This is a genomic window from Neisseria sp. Marseille-Q1983, from assembly GCF_018224585.1.
Classification (GTDB): domain Bacteria; phylum Pseudomonadota; class Gammaproteobacteria; order Burkholderiales; family Neisseriaceae; genus Neisseria; species Neisseria polysaccharea.
In genome coordinates, this window is the sequence record NZ_JAGTUI010000047.1 from 1 (window position 1) to 13,423 (window position 13,423).

Annotated in this window: 20 protein-coding genes and 1 pseudogene; 17 read left to right on the forward strand and 4 right to left on the reverse strand. The window is 51.6% G+C overall.

Going from position 1 to position 13,423, the window contains the following annotated elements; genetic code table 11:
- Window positions 1–122: 122 nt before the first annotated feature.
- The 4 genes from KEM39_RS09470 to KEM39_RS09485 form a co-directional block, all read right to left on the reverse strand.
- Window positions 123–446, reverse strand: coding sequence for a hypothetical protein (locus KEM39_RS09470; protein WP_211709885.1), 324 nt, complete (start codon window positions 444–446; stop codon window positions 123–125).
- Window positions 447–822: 376 nt separating this feature from the next.
- Window positions 823–1,641, reverse strand: a complete 819-nt coding sequence (locus KEM39_RS09475) for a DUF3037 domain-containing protein (protein ID WP_211709887.1) — start codon at window positions 1,639–1,641, stop codon at window positions 823–825.
- Window positions 1,638–2,336 carry a HipA family kinase gene (locus tag KEM39_RS09480; protein WP_211709889.1) on the reverse strand — a complete coding sequence of 233 codons (699 nt, stop codon included), beginning with the start codon at window positions 2,334–2,336 and terminating at the stop codon, window positions 1,638–1,640. The genes KEM39_RS09475 and KEM39_RS09480 overlap by 4 nt, the downstream gene beginning before the upstream one ends.
- A gap of 101 nt (window positions 2,337–2,437) precedes the next feature.
- Entirely contained in the window at window positions 2,438–3,154 is a 717-nt protein-coding gene (locus tag KEM39_RS09485) for a S24 family peptidase (protein ID WP_211709891.1), read from the reverse strand.
- A gap of 113 nt (window positions 3,155–3,267) precedes the next feature.
- Here KEM39_RS09485 and KEM39_RS09490 point away from each other — a divergent pair, with 113 nt between their 5' ends.
- From KEM39_RS09490 to KEM39_RS09570, 17 genes and pseudogenes are all read left to right on the forward strand, one after another.
- A complete protein-coding gene (locus tag KEM39_RS09490) occupies window positions 3,268–3,498 on the forward strand; it encodes a YdaS family helix-turn-helix protein (protein ID WP_211709893.1) in 231 nt (76 codons plus the stop codon).
- A 64-nt stretch (window positions 3,499–3,562) separates the two neighbouring features.
- Window positions 3,563–3,790 carry a helix-turn-helix domain-containing protein gene (locus tag KEM39_RS09495; RefSeq protein WP_211709895.1) on the forward strand — a complete coding sequence of 76 codons (228 nt, stop codon included), beginning with the start codon at window positions 3,563–3,565 and terminating at the stop codon, window positions 3,788–3,790.
- Window positions 3,787–3,924 carry a hypothetical protein gene (locus KEM39_RS09500; protein ID WP_211709897.1) on the forward strand — a complete coding sequence of 46 codons (138 nt, stop codon included), beginning with the start codon at window positions 3,787–3,789 and terminating at the stop codon, window positions 3,922–3,924. The genes KEM39_RS09495 and KEM39_RS09500 overlap by 4 nt, the downstream gene beginning before the upstream one ends.
- Complete coding sequence (locus KEM39_RS09505; protein WP_211709899.1) at window positions 3,908–4,885, forward strand: hypothetical protein; 978 nt, start codon at window positions 3,908–3,910, stop codon at window positions 4,883–4,885. The genes KEM39_RS09500 and KEM39_RS09505 overlap by 17 nt, the downstream gene beginning before the upstream one ends.
- 17 nt (window positions 4,886–4,902) lie before the next feature.
- On the forward strand, window positions 4,903–6,264 hold the full coding sequence (locus KEM39_RS09510; RefSeq protein WP_211709901.1) for a DnaB-like helicase C-terminal domain-containing protein: 1,362 nt from the start codon (window positions 4,903–4,905) through the stop codon (window positions 6,262–6,264).
- 16 nt (window positions 6,265–6,280) lie between these two features.
- A pseudogene (locus tag KEM39_RS09515) lies at window positions 6,281–6,528 on the forward strand (hypothetical protein).
- A 4-nt stretch (window positions 6,529–6,532) separates the two neighbouring features.
- Window positions 6,533–6,949 carry a DUF3310 domain-containing protein gene (locus tag KEM39_RS09520; RefSeq protein WP_211709903.1) on the forward strand — a complete coding sequence of 139 codons (417 nt, stop codon included), beginning with the start codon at window positions 6,533–6,535 and terminating at the stop codon, window positions 6,947–6,949.
- 4 nt (window positions 6,950–6,953) lie between these two features.
- Window positions 6,954–7,103: a hypothetical protein gene (locus KEM39_RS09525; protein WP_211709905.1), complete on the forward strand. Its 150-nt coding sequence runs from the start codon at window positions 6,954–6,956 to the stop codon at window positions 7,101–7,103.
- A 27-nt stretch (window positions 7,104–7,130) separates the two neighbouring features.
- Window positions 7,131–7,457 carry a hypothetical protein gene (locus KEM39_RS09530; protein ID WP_211709907.1) on the forward strand — a complete coding sequence of 109 codons (327 nt, stop codon included), beginning with the start codon at window positions 7,131–7,133 and terminating at the stop codon, window positions 7,455–7,457.
- Entirely contained in the window at window positions 7,451–7,831 is a 381-nt protein-coding gene (locus tag KEM39_RS09535; protein WP_211709909.1) for a RusA family crossover junction endodeoxyribonuclease, read from the forward strand. The genes KEM39_RS09530 and KEM39_RS09535 overlap by 7 nt, the downstream gene beginning before the upstream one ends.
- Entirely contained in the window at window positions 7,819–8,073 is a 255-nt protein-coding gene (locus tag KEM39_RS09540; RefSeq protein WP_211709910.1) for a hypothetical protein, read from the forward strand. Before KEM39_RS09535 ends, KEM39_RS09540 begins: the two co-directional genes overlap by 13 nt.
- Window positions 8,070–8,372 (forward strand): DUF1364 domain-containing protein, encoded by a 303-nt coding sequence (locus KEM39_RS09545; RefSeq protein WP_196428099.1) that lies wholly within the window; start codon window positions 8,070–8,072, stop codon window positions 8,370–8,372. Before KEM39_RS09540 ends, KEM39_RS09545 begins: the two co-directional genes overlap by 4 nt.
- Window positions 8,373–8,471: 99 nt before the next feature.
- Window positions 8,472–8,870: a recombination protein NinB gene (locus KEM39_RS09550; RefSeq protein WP_211709913.1), complete on the forward strand. Its 399-nt coding sequence runs from the start codon at window positions 8,472–8,474 to the stop codon at window positions 8,868–8,870.
- A complete protein-coding gene (locus KEM39_RS09555; protein WP_211709915.1) occupies window positions 8,870–9,394 on the forward strand; it encodes a hypothetical protein in 525 nt (174 codons plus the stop codon). The genes KEM39_RS09550 and KEM39_RS09555 overlap by 1 nt, the downstream gene beginning before the upstream one ends.
- A 275-nt stretch (window positions 9,395–9,669) precedes the next feature.
- Window positions 9,670–10,080 (forward strand): hypothetical protein, encoded by a 411-nt coding sequence (locus KEM39_RS09560; RefSeq protein ID WP_211709917.1) that lies wholly within the window; start codon window positions 9,670–9,672, stop codon window positions 10,078–10,080.
- 4 nt (window positions 10,081–10,084) lie between these two features.
- Window positions 10,085–11,434, forward strand: a complete 1,350-nt coding sequence (locus KEM39_RS09565; RefSeq protein WP_211709918.1) for a PBSX family phage terminase large subunit — start codon at window positions 10,085–10,087, stop codon at window positions 11,432–11,434.
- A complete protein-coding gene (locus KEM39_RS09570; RefSeq protein ID WP_211709919.1) occupies window positions 11,431–13,389 on the forward strand; it encodes an anti-CBASS protein Acb1 family protein in 1,959 nt (652 codons plus the stop codon). Before KEM39_RS09565 ends, KEM39_RS09570 begins: the two co-directional genes overlap by 4 nt.
- Window positions 13,390–13,423: the final 34 nt, after the last annotated feature.

Consider the following 13,423-nt stretch of genomic DNA (forward strand, 5'->3'; position numbering starts at 1 on the left):
TTCAAATTGCGTGCCGCGTCTGTAAAGGATGTGTACAAACCGCACGCTGTCGGGGTTATCTGCGGCTAAAATTTTGAAAAACCGCCGCCGCGCCCACTCTCCGACTGACGGCGCGGCTGCTATCAGGCATTAGCCAAACTGTCTATATATTCCGCCAGCGTGAACCATTCCCGCTCGTCTATGGCGTAATTCATCGCTTCCTCGGTATCCTTATCGACACTACGGGCATCTTCTGAGAGATAGGTTTCCCAATCTTCTTGGGCGTAAGATTCTCCATCCGCATCTCTTATAAATTCTCGTGCCGATTTCTTAGCAATCTCAAGCAACTCAGATTCGTGCAGGCTTCGGTTTTCCTCTTTCCAATCGTCCAAAAGCTGCTTCATGTTTTCTTGTGCGTAATATCTTTCCATTCCCCAATCGGGGCTGCTGTAACCGATAATGCCCATTTACTTCATCCTTTCCGTTTGAGAAAACCGCCCGTAGCATTCACTGTTTCGCCGTGCCGTTGCCCCACTTTGAAGTGCTATACTTCATCGCTTTGTGCTATCCCCGTCTTGGCAGATATAGCTTTCGGGCGGTTTGTTTTCTAAAGGGTTGTTTGTTTCGATGGGTGTAGTATAGCAAAGCTAAATAATAAATCAATAGCAAAGCTATACTTATTTTGCTATACTTTGCTATATTTTTGATTATTAAAAGAATTTATTTTTGAGATTTCGCAGGCACAAAAAACCGCCTATTAAGGCGGCTTTGTCAGTTTTGTGTTGTTTTCAGGTTCGGCAGGGCGTGAAAAAGCCCGCATAATGCGGGCGGTCTTGAGGGCTGTTAGCCGCAGGCAAAGTTTCTGATGATTTTGCCGTCGTTTCGGTTATCGGCAAGCTGTATGCTCTGTTCCTTCAGGTCGCCCAATACGTCAAGCAATGCCTTTTCTTGTGCCTTGTCGGGACGCTCCGGCGGTTCGTAGGCAAACAATATTTCAGAGCGGTCGATGTATCCGCCGCGCCGCAACCGTTTTATGCTGGCAATCCACTTATCAGACTTGTAATAGATGTCGGCAGGGTCTTTCTGTCCGAAATATATAGGCTTGATGATTTTCCGTATTTCGCCGTTTTCCGCCTTTTGCACCAAGGGGATGGAGGCGTGAAAGCCTGACGGATCGCCAATTGTGCTTTCTTTGAAGGGGTATGCCGTCTGAAGCGGCTTTAACATTGCCTGTATTTGTCGGGTAAGTTCTGCTTCGGGTTGGTTTTTGGCGAAGCTGTGGGCGACATAATAATCAAACAGACGGTTCAGTTCCTGCTCCCTGTCGGCGGCAACAGTTACACCCGGTTGGGCAGCCATAATCAGGGCTTCCCTCGGGCGGGTCAAATGGTCGAGCATGGCGCGTATCTGATCGGGCGTGGAGTATGCCGCCAATTTCCCAATCCGCTGTAATTCTTCTGCAAAGGCACGGGTCGCCGCTTTATAGACGGACGAATCGAAGTGGCGGAAAAAACGGCTCAATCTGCTGTAACGCTGTTCGATTTTAAAGTCGAAGTAGCCGCTTTTGGGATGGGTTATGATGATGCCGATGTTGGCAAATTCGCGCGTTTGGACATAGGGCATAAACCGTATGACGGCAAAACGCATAGCATATTGGTTCATGAGATACTCCAAAGTGTTCCGTTATCGATGCGTCGGACAGTCTCGTCGGTGTGGCTGCGGTTATAGGCGGCGGGCAGGTCGCACTCTTCGTTTGCCCATGCCCACTCCGGCGGCAGATTATCCCACGCTTTTCTGTAGGCGGGCAATGCGCTTTTCAGCCATAATTCCATCTCTTCCCGAAGCACCCAGTCTTCCAAAATCTGTCTAAATGCCGATGAGAAAATATGATTTTGCAGAAAGTTATTTGGATTGAAGCCGGTGTCGAAGGCGCAGTTATGATCAATAACAATCAAGGAATTGTTGCAATTTCTATACAAAAGGTTAGGGTTGCCGACTGTTCTGTCTTCATTACGGACAAACCAATCGAAAGCGGCGATTTGCCGCTGCATGACTGTATCGATTCGCGGGATGTCCGCAGGCTCCAGTAACGCACAGCCTTTTTGTGCCAGTGAGCCGAAACAGATGCCTTTGCCGATTTCTTTCATCTTTGCGGGCAATTCTTCGTACAGCTCTTCTCCGACTTCCAACAGCTCAAACGGAGCAACGGGCAAGCCTAAAGCCTGCGCCATGTTTCCGCCTATCCATTCGTTTATTTGGCTTGCACGGGTGGCGTGCAGCCCTTTAACGAAATATTCCAGACCATTCTCCGCCATACAGATGAACGGCGAGGTAATACCTTGCTCCGCACGATCCATTATTGTCTGTATCTGCAACATTTCTTTTCTTTATCCTATGAAATTTACACTTTGTGTAAATCTATAAATCTGACTTTTTGATATTTCCCGGGAGGAATTTGTCAATCCAGCACGCTCCACCAAAATACCCTGCCGATAACGGTCAGGCTGTCTAAAGGGGCGGTTTCGTCGGGATAGAAGCCGCTGTTGTGGCTGCGTATCAGCACGCTGTTGCCGGGCTGCCGTATCAGGTACTTCACGCGGAACATCCCGTCTTGCGCGAAAGCATATATTTTACCGTCCCGTATAGTGGTTTCGCCCGTATCTACGGCGATTGCCGCGTCTTCTGCGATTTTTTCCTCCATGCTGTCGCCGGTCAGGGTGCAGCAAAACACGTTGTCGGGATTGATGCCTTTGCGTTTGAGCGTGGATTTGCCGAACGGCAGGCGGTAGCCGTTGTAATCGGGAATCTCAAACGCGCCTGCCCCGCCTTTGAAGCAGCTCTCTTTGAGGTAGGGGACGAAAATATAATCATCGTCGGGCAGCGGGTCGTTGCTGCTCCACGTCATCGGGCGGTGGATGTCTTTGACTTCGTGGGGTAGGTCTGGGTTGATGAGCGGCATGGTCGGGGGGCCCGGATCATCTTTTCCATCCATCCATCCGCGCGGCAATCCAAGCGCGGTTTCAATTTGTGCGGCTACGCCGTCCCCAATATTCCTGTATCCATTAAGCCATTGGTTTATTTGTGCCGGCGCCTTGTTGATTGCCCGAGAAAACTCAGCTTGATTGCCGTTAAACCTGCCAGCTATCAGATTTTTAATTCTATCTACTCGGTTCATGTCATCCCTCCGTCAAATGAATATAAATATAAAGCATAGCTATATTTATCAATGCTACTATTTTATATTTAGCTATGCTATACTCACGCTAAATTGATTTAACAGAGGTCGGAATGAATTTAAGAGATTATTGCGCAATACGCGGTAATCAGTCTGATTTAGCACGGAAAACAGGGATTTCCCCGTCTTTTATCCATCAGATTGCTAAAGGATTGAAGCCTGTCCCAATTCAGTCGGCGGCGTTGATTGAAAAGTCAACAAACGGAAGGGTAACACGAAAAGAAATGTTTCCTGATAACTGGCATTTAATCTGGCCGGAATTAGCAGACGACCAACCCAAATAAAAAAGCCCGTCGGGGATGACGGGTGAAATGTGGCTGTTCTAGCCACGTTGAAGGAGTTGAGATTATGAACGATAAAAAGACCCAATGCAAACAAATTGTCGATTACATCCGTAACAAGGGATACATCACATCCCTTGAGGCTTATCAGAATCTGAAGATAACGCAGCTTGCGGCACGAATAACCGACTTGGAAAGCAGGGGCTTTGTTTTCAACAAGCCTAAATTCAAGGTCGGCAACTGTAAAAATCCCGTTGCCCATTACTCAATCGCAAGGTCAGGAATCGAACCATGAGCCGGGAACGAAGAATACACGAAGCCCGCTTGCTGGTGTTGGCTTATATGCAGGCAGAAGACGTGGGCAAGGCACGGGAAGCGTTGGACAGGTGGGTCGAAGAAGTGAGAGGGGTTGATGATGAAGCCGTCTGAAGGTTTGAGAGTGGCAGGCAGACCAATCGCGTATTACCCGAAATTGGCAAAGCCTTTGGGCGGTGTAAATGCGGCAATATTATTCGGGCATTTCTTCTACTGGAACGATAAGACGCAGTATGAATTAGGCATTTACCGAACAGCGGAAGAAATTGAAATTGAAACCGGGCTATCCGTTCAGGAACAAAGAACGGCACGGGCAAAGCTGAGAGAACGCGGCGTATTGATTGAGACTGAAAAACGAATTGAACACCGCATTTACTACAAACTGAATTTAGACGCTTTTGATGATTTGATGTTGCAACATTCGGGGAGTGAGGAATCAACAGCCCCGAAATGCAATATCAACAGCCCCGAACTTCAAAATCAACATTCGGGGAGTGAGGAATCAACAGCCGTTATAAGAACAGAAGATTTAACAGAAGATTTAGCAGTATATACCCCCTTACCCCCAAACGCCGAAAACGGCAAAGGCGGTTTGAACGCTGACGCGTTTGTTTCCGCTGACGCGGAAACGTGTGAGCGGGGAAGCGATGAACCAACTTCGCTGAAGACCAAAAGCGACAGCAACGGCAACGGCAGCCTTTCGGGAAAACCGAAAAATGCGAATGTTCCGCGCCGCCGAAAATCCGACGGTGTGCCGCTTCAGGAAATCGCTGATCTGTACAACGAAGTTTTAGGCGGCCGCCTGCCAAGTGTTCAAGTCCTGAACGACACGCGCAAACGGGCGATTGTCAATCGCTGGTGCGAGATGCTGGGAACGGCGGCACCAAACGGCAAAGTGAGGTTTGGGGACAAGGAAACCGGTTTGGCTTGGTTTGCCGGTTTCTTCCGGAAAGTGGCGATGAATCCGTTTTGGATGGGCGAGAACCAAACAGGCTTCGCGGTCAACTTCGATTGGATTTTCAAGGCGGGCAATTTCGTCAAAATTCTTGAATGGCATCCGCCTAAAACGAACTAGGCAGCAAGGGGAAGAGCATGAACCAAATCGAGGAAATGGAAGCCGTCCAATCACTGGCTAGCGTGGAGGCGGAACAGAACATTTTGGGCGGCATCTTGATTGAACCGACGGCCATTACGCGGTGCGCAATCCTGACCCCTGAAAAGTTCTACCAGGCGCAACACAGAATTATTTTCCGCGCGTTGCTGGATATGGCGGCGGCTAATGAGCCTATCGACATCATCACGCTGAACGACAAGCTGGAAGCAAGAGGGGAGGCAGAAAACACGGGCGGCTTGGCTTACCTGATAGACCTGAACCAAAACACCCCAAGCGCGAAGAATATCAGCCGGTACGTTGAGATTGTGAACGACAGGTTTGTCGAGCGTGGTTTGCTGAAGGTTTCGGCAGCGATTGAAAAAATCGCGGTTTCCAAAGACGGCGGGACGGTCGCAGAAAAGCTGTCTAAGGCGGCGGATGAATTGGCGGCAGTCGGCAAAGACGCAGTAAAGCGTGAAACCAAGAGCTTTACCGAAACCGTTGAAGATTTGATTGGCGATTTAGACAAAAGGCTTGACGGTGTGCGTTTCGGATTGCCTACCGGCTTGATGAAGTTGGACGAGATGACCGGCGGCTTGCCTGATGGGAACTTGATTGTGATTGCAGCGCGTCCGTCTATGGGTAAAACGGTTTTGGCGGAAAACATTGCGCGATTCGCGCTGAAGCAAGGCAAGGCGGTTCATTTCCAAAGCTACGAAATGAGCGCGGTAGAGCTGGCAAGGCGCGGCATGGCGGCGGAATGCAATATCCCTATGCAGAACCTGAAAACCGGCAATCTGACGGAAAGCGATTACGCCAATATGCCGATTTACGTCAGCCAAGTGAATAACTGGAAGTTTGACGTGAACTGCGACCTGCTCAACGTTGACGAGCTTTGCTTTTTGGCAAAAGAGAAAAAACTCACAACCGGCTTGGATTTGTTGGTTGTCGATCATCTGCACATCATGCCAAGGGCAGGGAAGGACGAAGTGACAGAGCTAGGGAATATATCGCGCCATCTGAAAAACTTGGCGGTAGAGCTGAATATCCCCGTCGTCTTGGTGGCCCAGTTGAACAGGTGGAATACAAAACAGGCTGATAAACGCCCAAAAATGGCAGACATACGCGGCAGCGGCAGCGTCGAGCAAGACGCAAACATCATCATTATGCCGCACCGCGAAAGCTACTACGACAGAAACGAGAATCCGGGTATTGCCGAGCTGATTATCGCTAAAAACCGGGACGGCGAAATGGGAACGGTGGTTTGCGGCTGGAAAGGGCAATTTATGAAGTTTGAGGAAGAGCCTGATTTGACTTGGCAAGCCCCGAAACGTGATGAATATGACCCGTACAGTGTCTAGTGCAGGAGACCGGTAAATGCGTGAAACCTGCTTCCGCTGCAAACACGCGGATTTTAAAACCAACTTGGACACGCCGATGCGCGGTTTTGCGAAATGCGCGAAAGCGCGGAAGCGCGGAACGAGATGGAAAAAGCGACCTACTACCCACGGACAAATCCATGTGTTACCGGCGCGTTTCAGACGGCATCTGAAGCGGCAATGAGAAAGCGGCGGCAAACATTTGGAGAGCCGCTCTCTGATTCAAATCCAACCGGAAGGAAATAAAAAAATGACCGACAACATCAATCCAAGCCACTACCGGCAACACGCCCATGAGTGCATTGAGTTTACGCAGTACCTCAATTTCAACCTCGGCAACGCCTTCAAATACATTTGGCGGCACAAAGAGAAAGGCGGCTGCGAAGATTTGGAAAAGGCGATTTGGTACTTGGAGCGGCAGCGCGACGATGCGCCGAAGTTCAAGAAATTGAAAGACAAAAAGTACTGCGAAATGTACGAAAAGTTGTGCCTTACTGACTTCGACATGGACACCCACGCCGCGATGAACGCGATTTTGTATGCCGCCACAGATTGCACGGAAGACAATATCAGCTGGGCACTTGCCTGCGTCAAAGACCTGTTGAAGAAAATGCCGTCTGAAAGCCCGATGCCGTCTGAAAACACCCCAAACCCCGAAAGGAAATAAAACAATGGATACCCTGTTGAAAATCATCATCGCGCTGTCGTTCGGCGGTGCGGCGACTTTGGCGGTATGGCTGTTGGTAGAAGCCGCCGATGCGGTTTTGCGCCGCAAGCGCGGCGACGACGAAGACGGCTTCGACGGCGGCTTCGGATACTAAAAACCTAAAACAAAAGGAAAAATCAAAATGGCGGAAGAAATGCGCACCTGCAAGACCTGTGGCGAAACCAAGCCGTTGGCGGCGGGGTTTAACATCGCCAAGCGCAGGGATGGGAAAAACTATTATTGCTCGACGTGCAAAACCTGCCAAAACAAGGAAATCCGCAGAAAGCGCGCGGAAAAACGCGCGGCAGAGGAAGCCGCCGACGCGCTGGCGGCAGCGATTAGGGTGCAAGAAGAAGCCCGCGCAGTTATCAATCTTTTTGAAAGCATCAAAGCCGCCCGTGAAGCCTGCCCGATTCTAAGTTTTAGCTTGTGGACGGGTGATACCCCGCAAAGGCTGGGCGCATGGTAAGGCTGAAACTGCCCTATCCGGTATCGGCAAACCGCTATTGGCGGATTTGGCGCAACAGGGCAGTCAGGAGCGCGGAAGCGACGGCGTATAAGTCCGTCGTCCGCCGTATCGCGCAAGAAGCGGGCGTGATGCCGTCTGAAGGCAGTGTGGCGGTGTGCCTGCGGCTGATTCCCAAAGCAAACAAAGACGGCAGCGCAAACAAAACCGTCATCGATTTGGATAACGCTCTGAAGGTTACGCTGGACGCGCTTCAAGGCATTGCCTATCACAACGACAGGCAGGTGCGGCGCATTGTCGCGGAATATGGCAGCGAACCGGTAGCAGGCGGCGGTTTGGCGGTGGAGATAGAGGAGTTGGAAGAGTGCTTGAATTAATGTTTTTTGTATCGGCTTTGGTGTTTTTGCATATCGCCTTCAAAATGATCTGCTTCGCGTACTATCTGATAAAAGCCTATGGGAATAATGGGCTTACGCTCATATACAGAAAGGTGGATGAGGATAAAGATAAAGCCAAAACCATTTTGAAAATAAATTACCCGTACTTGTATTTGGCAGCTTTTCTGCTGACTTGGTGGGCGTTGATGATTCTTGCTTACCTTGGCAAGGTTTGGTTATGAGCGCGATACGCAAAGCGGCCAAAGGCGAACAATGCACGCTGAATATCGCAGGCGTGTGCAATTACAACCCTGAAACGGTCGTGCTGTGCCACTTCCCCAGCGAAACGCACGGGATGGGATTGAAGAGCGACGACTTGAGCGCGGGTTTTGGGTGTAGCTCCTGCCACGACGTGATCGACGGCAGAAGCGGGCATTTGAGCCGCGAAGACAAAGAGTTTTATATGCGCCGGTCGCAATTTCGCACGATACGCCGCCTTGAAGAATTGGGGATTGTCAGCGTGAAAGGACGTTTGAAATGAGTTGGATTTTAGCAATATTTTTGGTTTTACTTGGGATAGTCATCGGAGTATTGGTTTTTGTTATTTGGTTTGCCAAAAGTTTCAGGATTAATTACTGAAGTGAACGAAGCGAAATTTACACTGACGCCCGAAAACAAAAAGGAAGTCATGCGGTCTATTTGGGACAACCTGAACGGGTGGTTCGAGAATGGCAATCTTGAAATCACAATCCGCCCGCGCAAATCTAAGCGAAGCGTCGAACAAAACCGCCGATTATGGAAAATCTACGGCGAACTGGCAGACAAAGCATGGGCGGGCGGCAGGCGATACAGTGCGGAAACGTGGCACGAATATTGCAAAGGCCTGTTGCTGGGCTTTGATGTCAAATCCATGCCGGACGGCACGGAAGTCAAAATGCCGATAAGCACGACAACGCTTAATACGGCTGAGATGACAGATTATCAAAACCAACTGCAATCGTGGGCGGCAATAGAGTTTGGAATCGTTTGGGAGTTTTGATGTATAGAACCGTTGAAGAGGCATTGCGCGAAGTCTATAAAATACGCGGCGTACGGATGGAGCCGTTGAACAACACCGCACAAATTTGCCGCTGGGTGGAGGATAAGGGCGTGAGCCGCGGCGGCGGCAATTTGACGCAGGCGGAAACACACGCAAACGCGGCGATGATTATCAGCCGTATCGAGCGCGTGCTGAACCGCTACGAGCTGGCGGCGGTAGAGTGCAAATACAGTGCCGATTTGAGCGGAATCGTTGATATTACCGCCTATATCGAAGAACAGAACAAGGGCGTGAACCTGCTGATATGCGACGCGATTTTATCCAACCTGTTTACGGGGCTTCCCAAAAAAAACGCCATTATGGACAAATACGACATATCAAACGGTTATTTGTACCGGCAGCGTGAAAAAATAAAGAGGGTGGTAGCAGCATTAGAGACGGCGGCCATATTGAAATTACAAGACGAGTTCGAATCATGCCGCATTATTGACAAAGCGGAGGTTTTAGGTACAATTATGCTATAGTTTGGAAATAGCTATGTAAACCGCCTTTATTGGGCGGTTTTTGCGTTTTCAGGCCGTCTGAAATTTTGGGTTGGAGGGTTCTCTGGCCGGTTTCGGGTTTCTATGGGCGTTTGCCGTTTGAAGGTGTTCGGCAAAGGCTGTAGGGGCGTGGTTTCACGCTGAGGGGAGAGGATTGCGGACGCTCCCATCCAATAGAGGGTCGCGCCTCAGTTTCCTAATGTCGTGGTTCTAGCCCCGCGCCTGATTGGTGCGGGGATTTTTTCCGGAGGTTCGATATGAGCGGTAAGAAACGCCCCATCGGGCGTCCGACAACATACAATCAAGAAACGGCAGATAAAATCTGCGAACTGATCGCCCGTGGCATGAGCTTACGGGCGATTTGCGCATCTGCGGATATGCCGGCGGGCGGAACGGTGCACCGCTGGTTGGTGGAGCATCAAGATTTTCAGGAGCAATACGCGCGTGCGCGCGAGGAACAGGCGGACGGTTTTGCTGACGAGATTATTGATATTGCCGATTTCGTCGCTCCTGAATCAGGTGAAGTGGCGAAAGCCAAGCTGCAAATCGACGCCCGCAAATGGAAAGCAGCCAAGCTCGCGCCGAAGAAGTATGGCGAGAAGCTGGAACTGGATACCGATATGCGCGTGAAGGTAGAGACCCGCTCGCTGGAAGATATTTTCAAGTAACCCTATGGCCAATCCATATTTCAAGCCGCTTATCCGCAAGGCGCGTTACAAGGTGCTGTACGGCGGGCGTGGCAGCGGGAAATCGTATTTCTTGGCGGAATTGGCAGTGGAAGTGTCGCGCCGCATCGGCACGGTCATTCTGTGCGCCCGTGAGTTTCAAGGCTCGCTGGATGATTCGGTGTATCAGCTATTGATTGAGACCATCGAACGGCTGGGCTATACGGAAGAGTTCGATATTCTGAAATCCACCATCACCCATAAAGGCACGGGCGCGAAGTTCGTGTTTTATGGCATCAAGAACAACGTAACCAAAATCAAATCGATTCAGGGCGTCGGCGTGTGTTGGGTGGAAGAAGCCGAAGCGGTAACGAAAAATTCATGGGATGTGCTGATACCGTCCATCCGTGGCGACAAAAACGCAGAAATCTGGGTGAGCTTCAACCCGAAAAACATTTTGGACGACACCTATCAGCGGTTCATCGTCCACCCGCCAAAAGACAGCATTGTTTTAAAGGCCAACTACGACATCAATCCGCATTTTGCCGATACGCCGCTCTTGGCCGATATGTTGGAATGCAAAGAGCGGGACGAAGACCTTTACCGTCATATCTGGCTGGGCGAGCCGGTGGCTGATAGCGAACTGGCGATTATCAAACCAAGCTGGATTGAAGCCGCTATTGATGCGCACGAGAAACTGGGCTTCTCAGCCGCAGGCCGTCGCATCCTCGGTTTTGACGTGGCGGACGAAGGCGACGATGCCAACGCCACCGTATTGCGGCACGGTTCGGTCGTCACCGATATGCGGCAATGGCGCGGGCAGGATGTGATTTATTCCGCCGACAAGGTGTACCTGTACGCCCAAGAGCAGGACATCGACCGCATCGTGTACGACAACATCGGCGTGGGCGCGGGTGTGAAGGCGCAGTTCCGGCGCAAGAACGGCAAGGTGCAGACAATCGGCTTCAATGCCGGCGGCGCGGTGTACAAGCCTGATGCCAAATACACCGACGACAAGAAAAACCGCGATATGTTCGCCAACATCAAGGCGCAGGCCTGGTGGATGGTGCGCGACCGCTTCTACAAGACGTGGCGCGCCGTGCATCACGGGGACAGTTACCCCGAAGACCAACTTATCAGCCTTTCAAGCAGCCTGCACGAATTGGAATACCTGACTGCCGAATTGAGCCGTCCGCAGGTGGATTACGACCAAAACGGGCGCGTGAAGGCGGAGAGCAAGAAAGACATGAAAAAGCGCGGCATTCCCAGTCCCAACCGCGCCGACGCGCTGGTTATGGCATTCGCCCCCGTACAGGGCGGGCTGAACATCAACCCCAAGATATTGAGCGGACTATGAGCAAAAAGAAAAAACACACAGACAAAGCCATGCGCCGCGCCCTGCAAAGGCTGCCTGAAAAGCAGCCTGCATCATACAGCTTGGATTTCCCGGCACTGCCGGACGGCGTAAAACCGAACGGCATAGCGATGGACGGCAGCCCCTTGGGAAACTTCGGGGCTGATTGTTTTTTCGGCACCGGCTTTATCGGCTATCCGCGCCTGGCCGAGTTGGCACAGATTTCCGAATACCGCAGCGTGAGCGAAACCCCCGCCAACGAAATGACCCGCCAATGGATAGAAATCAAATCCGCAGGCGAAGAAGACAACAGCGAGGCCATCAGGCAGATTGAGGAATGCTACGAGCGGCTGAACGTGCGCGACGTATTCCGCAAGGCCGTTGAAACAGACGGCCTGTTCGGGCGCGGCCAGATACTGGTGCAAATCAAAGACCACGACGGCAAACTCGCCAATCCGCTGCTTTTGACCGAAAAAACCATTGCCAAAGGCAGCCTGAAAGCCTTGGTAAACATCGAGCCGATGTGGACGACCCCCGCGCCGTACAACGCCATCGACCCTACCCTGCCCGACTTCTACAAGCCGAAGGCATGGTATGTGATGGCACAGGAAATCCACGCCAGCCGGCTGTTTACCCTGATTTCCCGCCCCGTGCCGGATATGCTCAAGCCCGCCTACAACTTCGGCGGCGTGAGTATGACCCAGCTTATGATGCCCTATGTGGAACGCTGGCTGCGTACCGTGGATTCCGTCAGCGACCTGCTGCACAGCTTCTCCTTGTCCGGCATCAAAACCGACATGAGCGCGATACTGAGCGGCAGCGACGACGGCGACACCAACATCATGCTGCGTGCCGAACTGTACAACCGTTTGCGCGACAATCGCGGCCTGATGCTGTTGAGCAAAGACGAAGAAGAGTTTTTCCAGTTCAACACCCCGCTGTCCGGCTTGGACGCGCTGCTTGCCCAATCCCAAGAGCAAATGGCCGCGCCCAGCCATACGCCGCTGGTGAAGCTGCTCGGCATCACGCCCAGCGGCCTGAATGCCAGCACAGAAGGCGAGATTGCCGTTTACTACGACCACATCCGCGCCATGCAGGAAAACCTGCTGCGCGACCCGTTGGACAAGCTGCTCAAACTGGTGCAACTGCACCTGTTCGGCAAAGTGGACGACAACATCACGTTCGACTTTGTGCCCTTGCAGCAGATGAGCGAAACCGAGCTTTCCACCATCCGCAAATCCGACACCGACCGCGACGTGGCCTACATTCAGGCGGGTGTGGTATCTGCGGAGGAAGTACGCGGACGGCTGGCGGGCGAACCGGACAGCGGCTACAACGGGATTGATGTGGAAGATGTGCCCGAAATGCCCGATGACGGCTTTTCAGACGGCCTGAATGACGACGAAGGGGAAGAAGGAGAAGCCCCCGCCGACCCAAAGCCTGAACCAGCCCAAGATGCCGAATGGGACGAATCCAAGCATCCGCGTGCGGAGAACGGACAGTTCGGCAGCGGTGGGAGTGGCAAAGCAGAGACAAGCGAAACTGCCGCCAAGCAGGCCGTTGTCAGCATAAGCGGCAGCGGGCTGGGCAGCTTTAGCGAAACCAAAGAACTGCGCAAAGCCGCCATGCAGTACGCGCGGGAAAACTTTGTCGGCAAAAGTTACCGCAATGCAAGCAGCGGGCATGATATTCAAATTACTTGGCAGGGGATTAAGCATGCGACAGCAAAAACCAATCCTGCAGAGTTGGCGTTAATACCAAAGCTAGATGCCATACTACGGAAGGCGGAGTACATCGGATCGTACAAAGACAGGAAAGAACGACCGGATATTTTGGCCGCACATAAATATCAAACTGTCGTAAATTTGGATGGCCAGATGTTGAATGTTGGAGTTGTTGTCAGAGAGATGCAAGACGGTCATAAGCACTACGACCACTTCATTTTGAAAGACCAATAGAAAATCCCTTATGCAGTGTAGCTCTGGGTCGGAT

Bases quoted from the DNA above. Each gene is read 5' to 3' on its own strand.
- KEM39_RS09505 (WP_211709899.1), top strand. From the start codon at position 3,908: ATGATGAAGCCGTCTGAAGGTTTGAGAGTGGCAGGCAGACCAATCGCG.
- KEM39_RS09470 (WP_211709885.1), bottom strand. From the start codon at position 446: ATGGGCATTATCGGTTACAGCAGCCCCGATTGGGGAATGGAAAGATAT.
- KEM39_RS09475 (WP_211709887.1), bottom strand. From the start codon at position 1,641: ATGAACCAATATGCTATGCGTTTTGCCGTCATACGGTTTATGCCCTAT.
- KEM39_RS09510 (WP_211709901.1), top strand. From the start codon at position 4,903: ATGAACCAAATCGAGGAAATGGAAGCCGTCCAATCACTGGCTAGCGTG.
- KEM39_RS09545 (WP_196428099.1), top strand. From the start codon at position 8,070: ATGAGCGCGATACGCAAAGCGGCCAAAGGCGAACAATGCACGCTGAAT.
- KEM39_RS09500 (WP_211709897.1), top strand. From the start codon at position 3,787: ATGAGCCGGGAACGAAGAATACACGAAGCCCGCTTGCTGGTGTTGGCT.
- KEM39_RS09485 (WP_211709891.1), bottom strand. From the start codon at position 3,154: ATGAACCGAGTAGATAGAATTAAAAATCTGATAGCTGGCAGGTTTAAC.
- KEM39_RS09520 (WP_211709903.1), top strand. From the start codon at position 6,533: ATGACCGACAACATCAATCCAAGCCACTACCGGCAACACGCCCATGAG.
- KEM39_RS09535 (WP_211709909.1), top strand. From the start codon at position 7,451: ATGGTAAGGCTGAAACTGCCCTATCCGGTATCGGCAAACCGCTATTGG.
- KEM39_RS09560 (WP_211709917.1), top strand. From the start codon at position 9,670: ATGAGCGGTAAGAAACGCCCCATCGGGCGTCCGACAACATACAATCAA.
- KEM39_RS09480 (WP_211709889.1), bottom strand. From the start codon at position 2,336: ATGGATCGTGCGGAGCAAGGTATTACCTCGCCGTTCATCTGTATGGCG.
- KEM39_RS09530 (WP_211709907.1), top strand. From the start codon at position 7,131: ATGGCGGAAGAAATGCGCACCTGCAAGACCTGTGGCGAAACCAAGCCG.
- KEM39_RS09555 (WP_211709915.1), top strand. From the start codon at position 8,870: ATGTATAGAACCGTTGAAGAGGCATTGCGCGAAGTCTATAAAATACGC.
- KEM39_RS09495 (WP_211709895.1), top strand. From the start codon at position 3,563: ATGAACGATAAAAAGACCCAATGCAAACAAATTGTCGATTACATCCGT.
- KEM39_RS09490 (WP_211709893.1), top strand. From the start codon at position 3,268: ATGAATTTAAGAGATTATTGCGCAATACGCGGTAATCAGTCTGATTTA.
- KEM39_RS09570 (WP_211709919.1), top strand. From the start codon at position 11,431: ATGAGCAAAAAGAAAAAACACACAGACAAAGCCATGCGCCGCGCCCTG.
- KEM39_RS09565 (WP_211709918.1), top strand. From the start codon at position 10,085: ATGGCCAATCCATATTTCAAGCCGCTTATCCGCAAGGCGCGTTACAAG.
- KEM39_RS09525 (WP_211709905.1), top strand. From the start codon at position 6,954: ATGGATACCCTGTTGAAAATCATCATCGCGCTGTCGTTCGGCGGTGCG.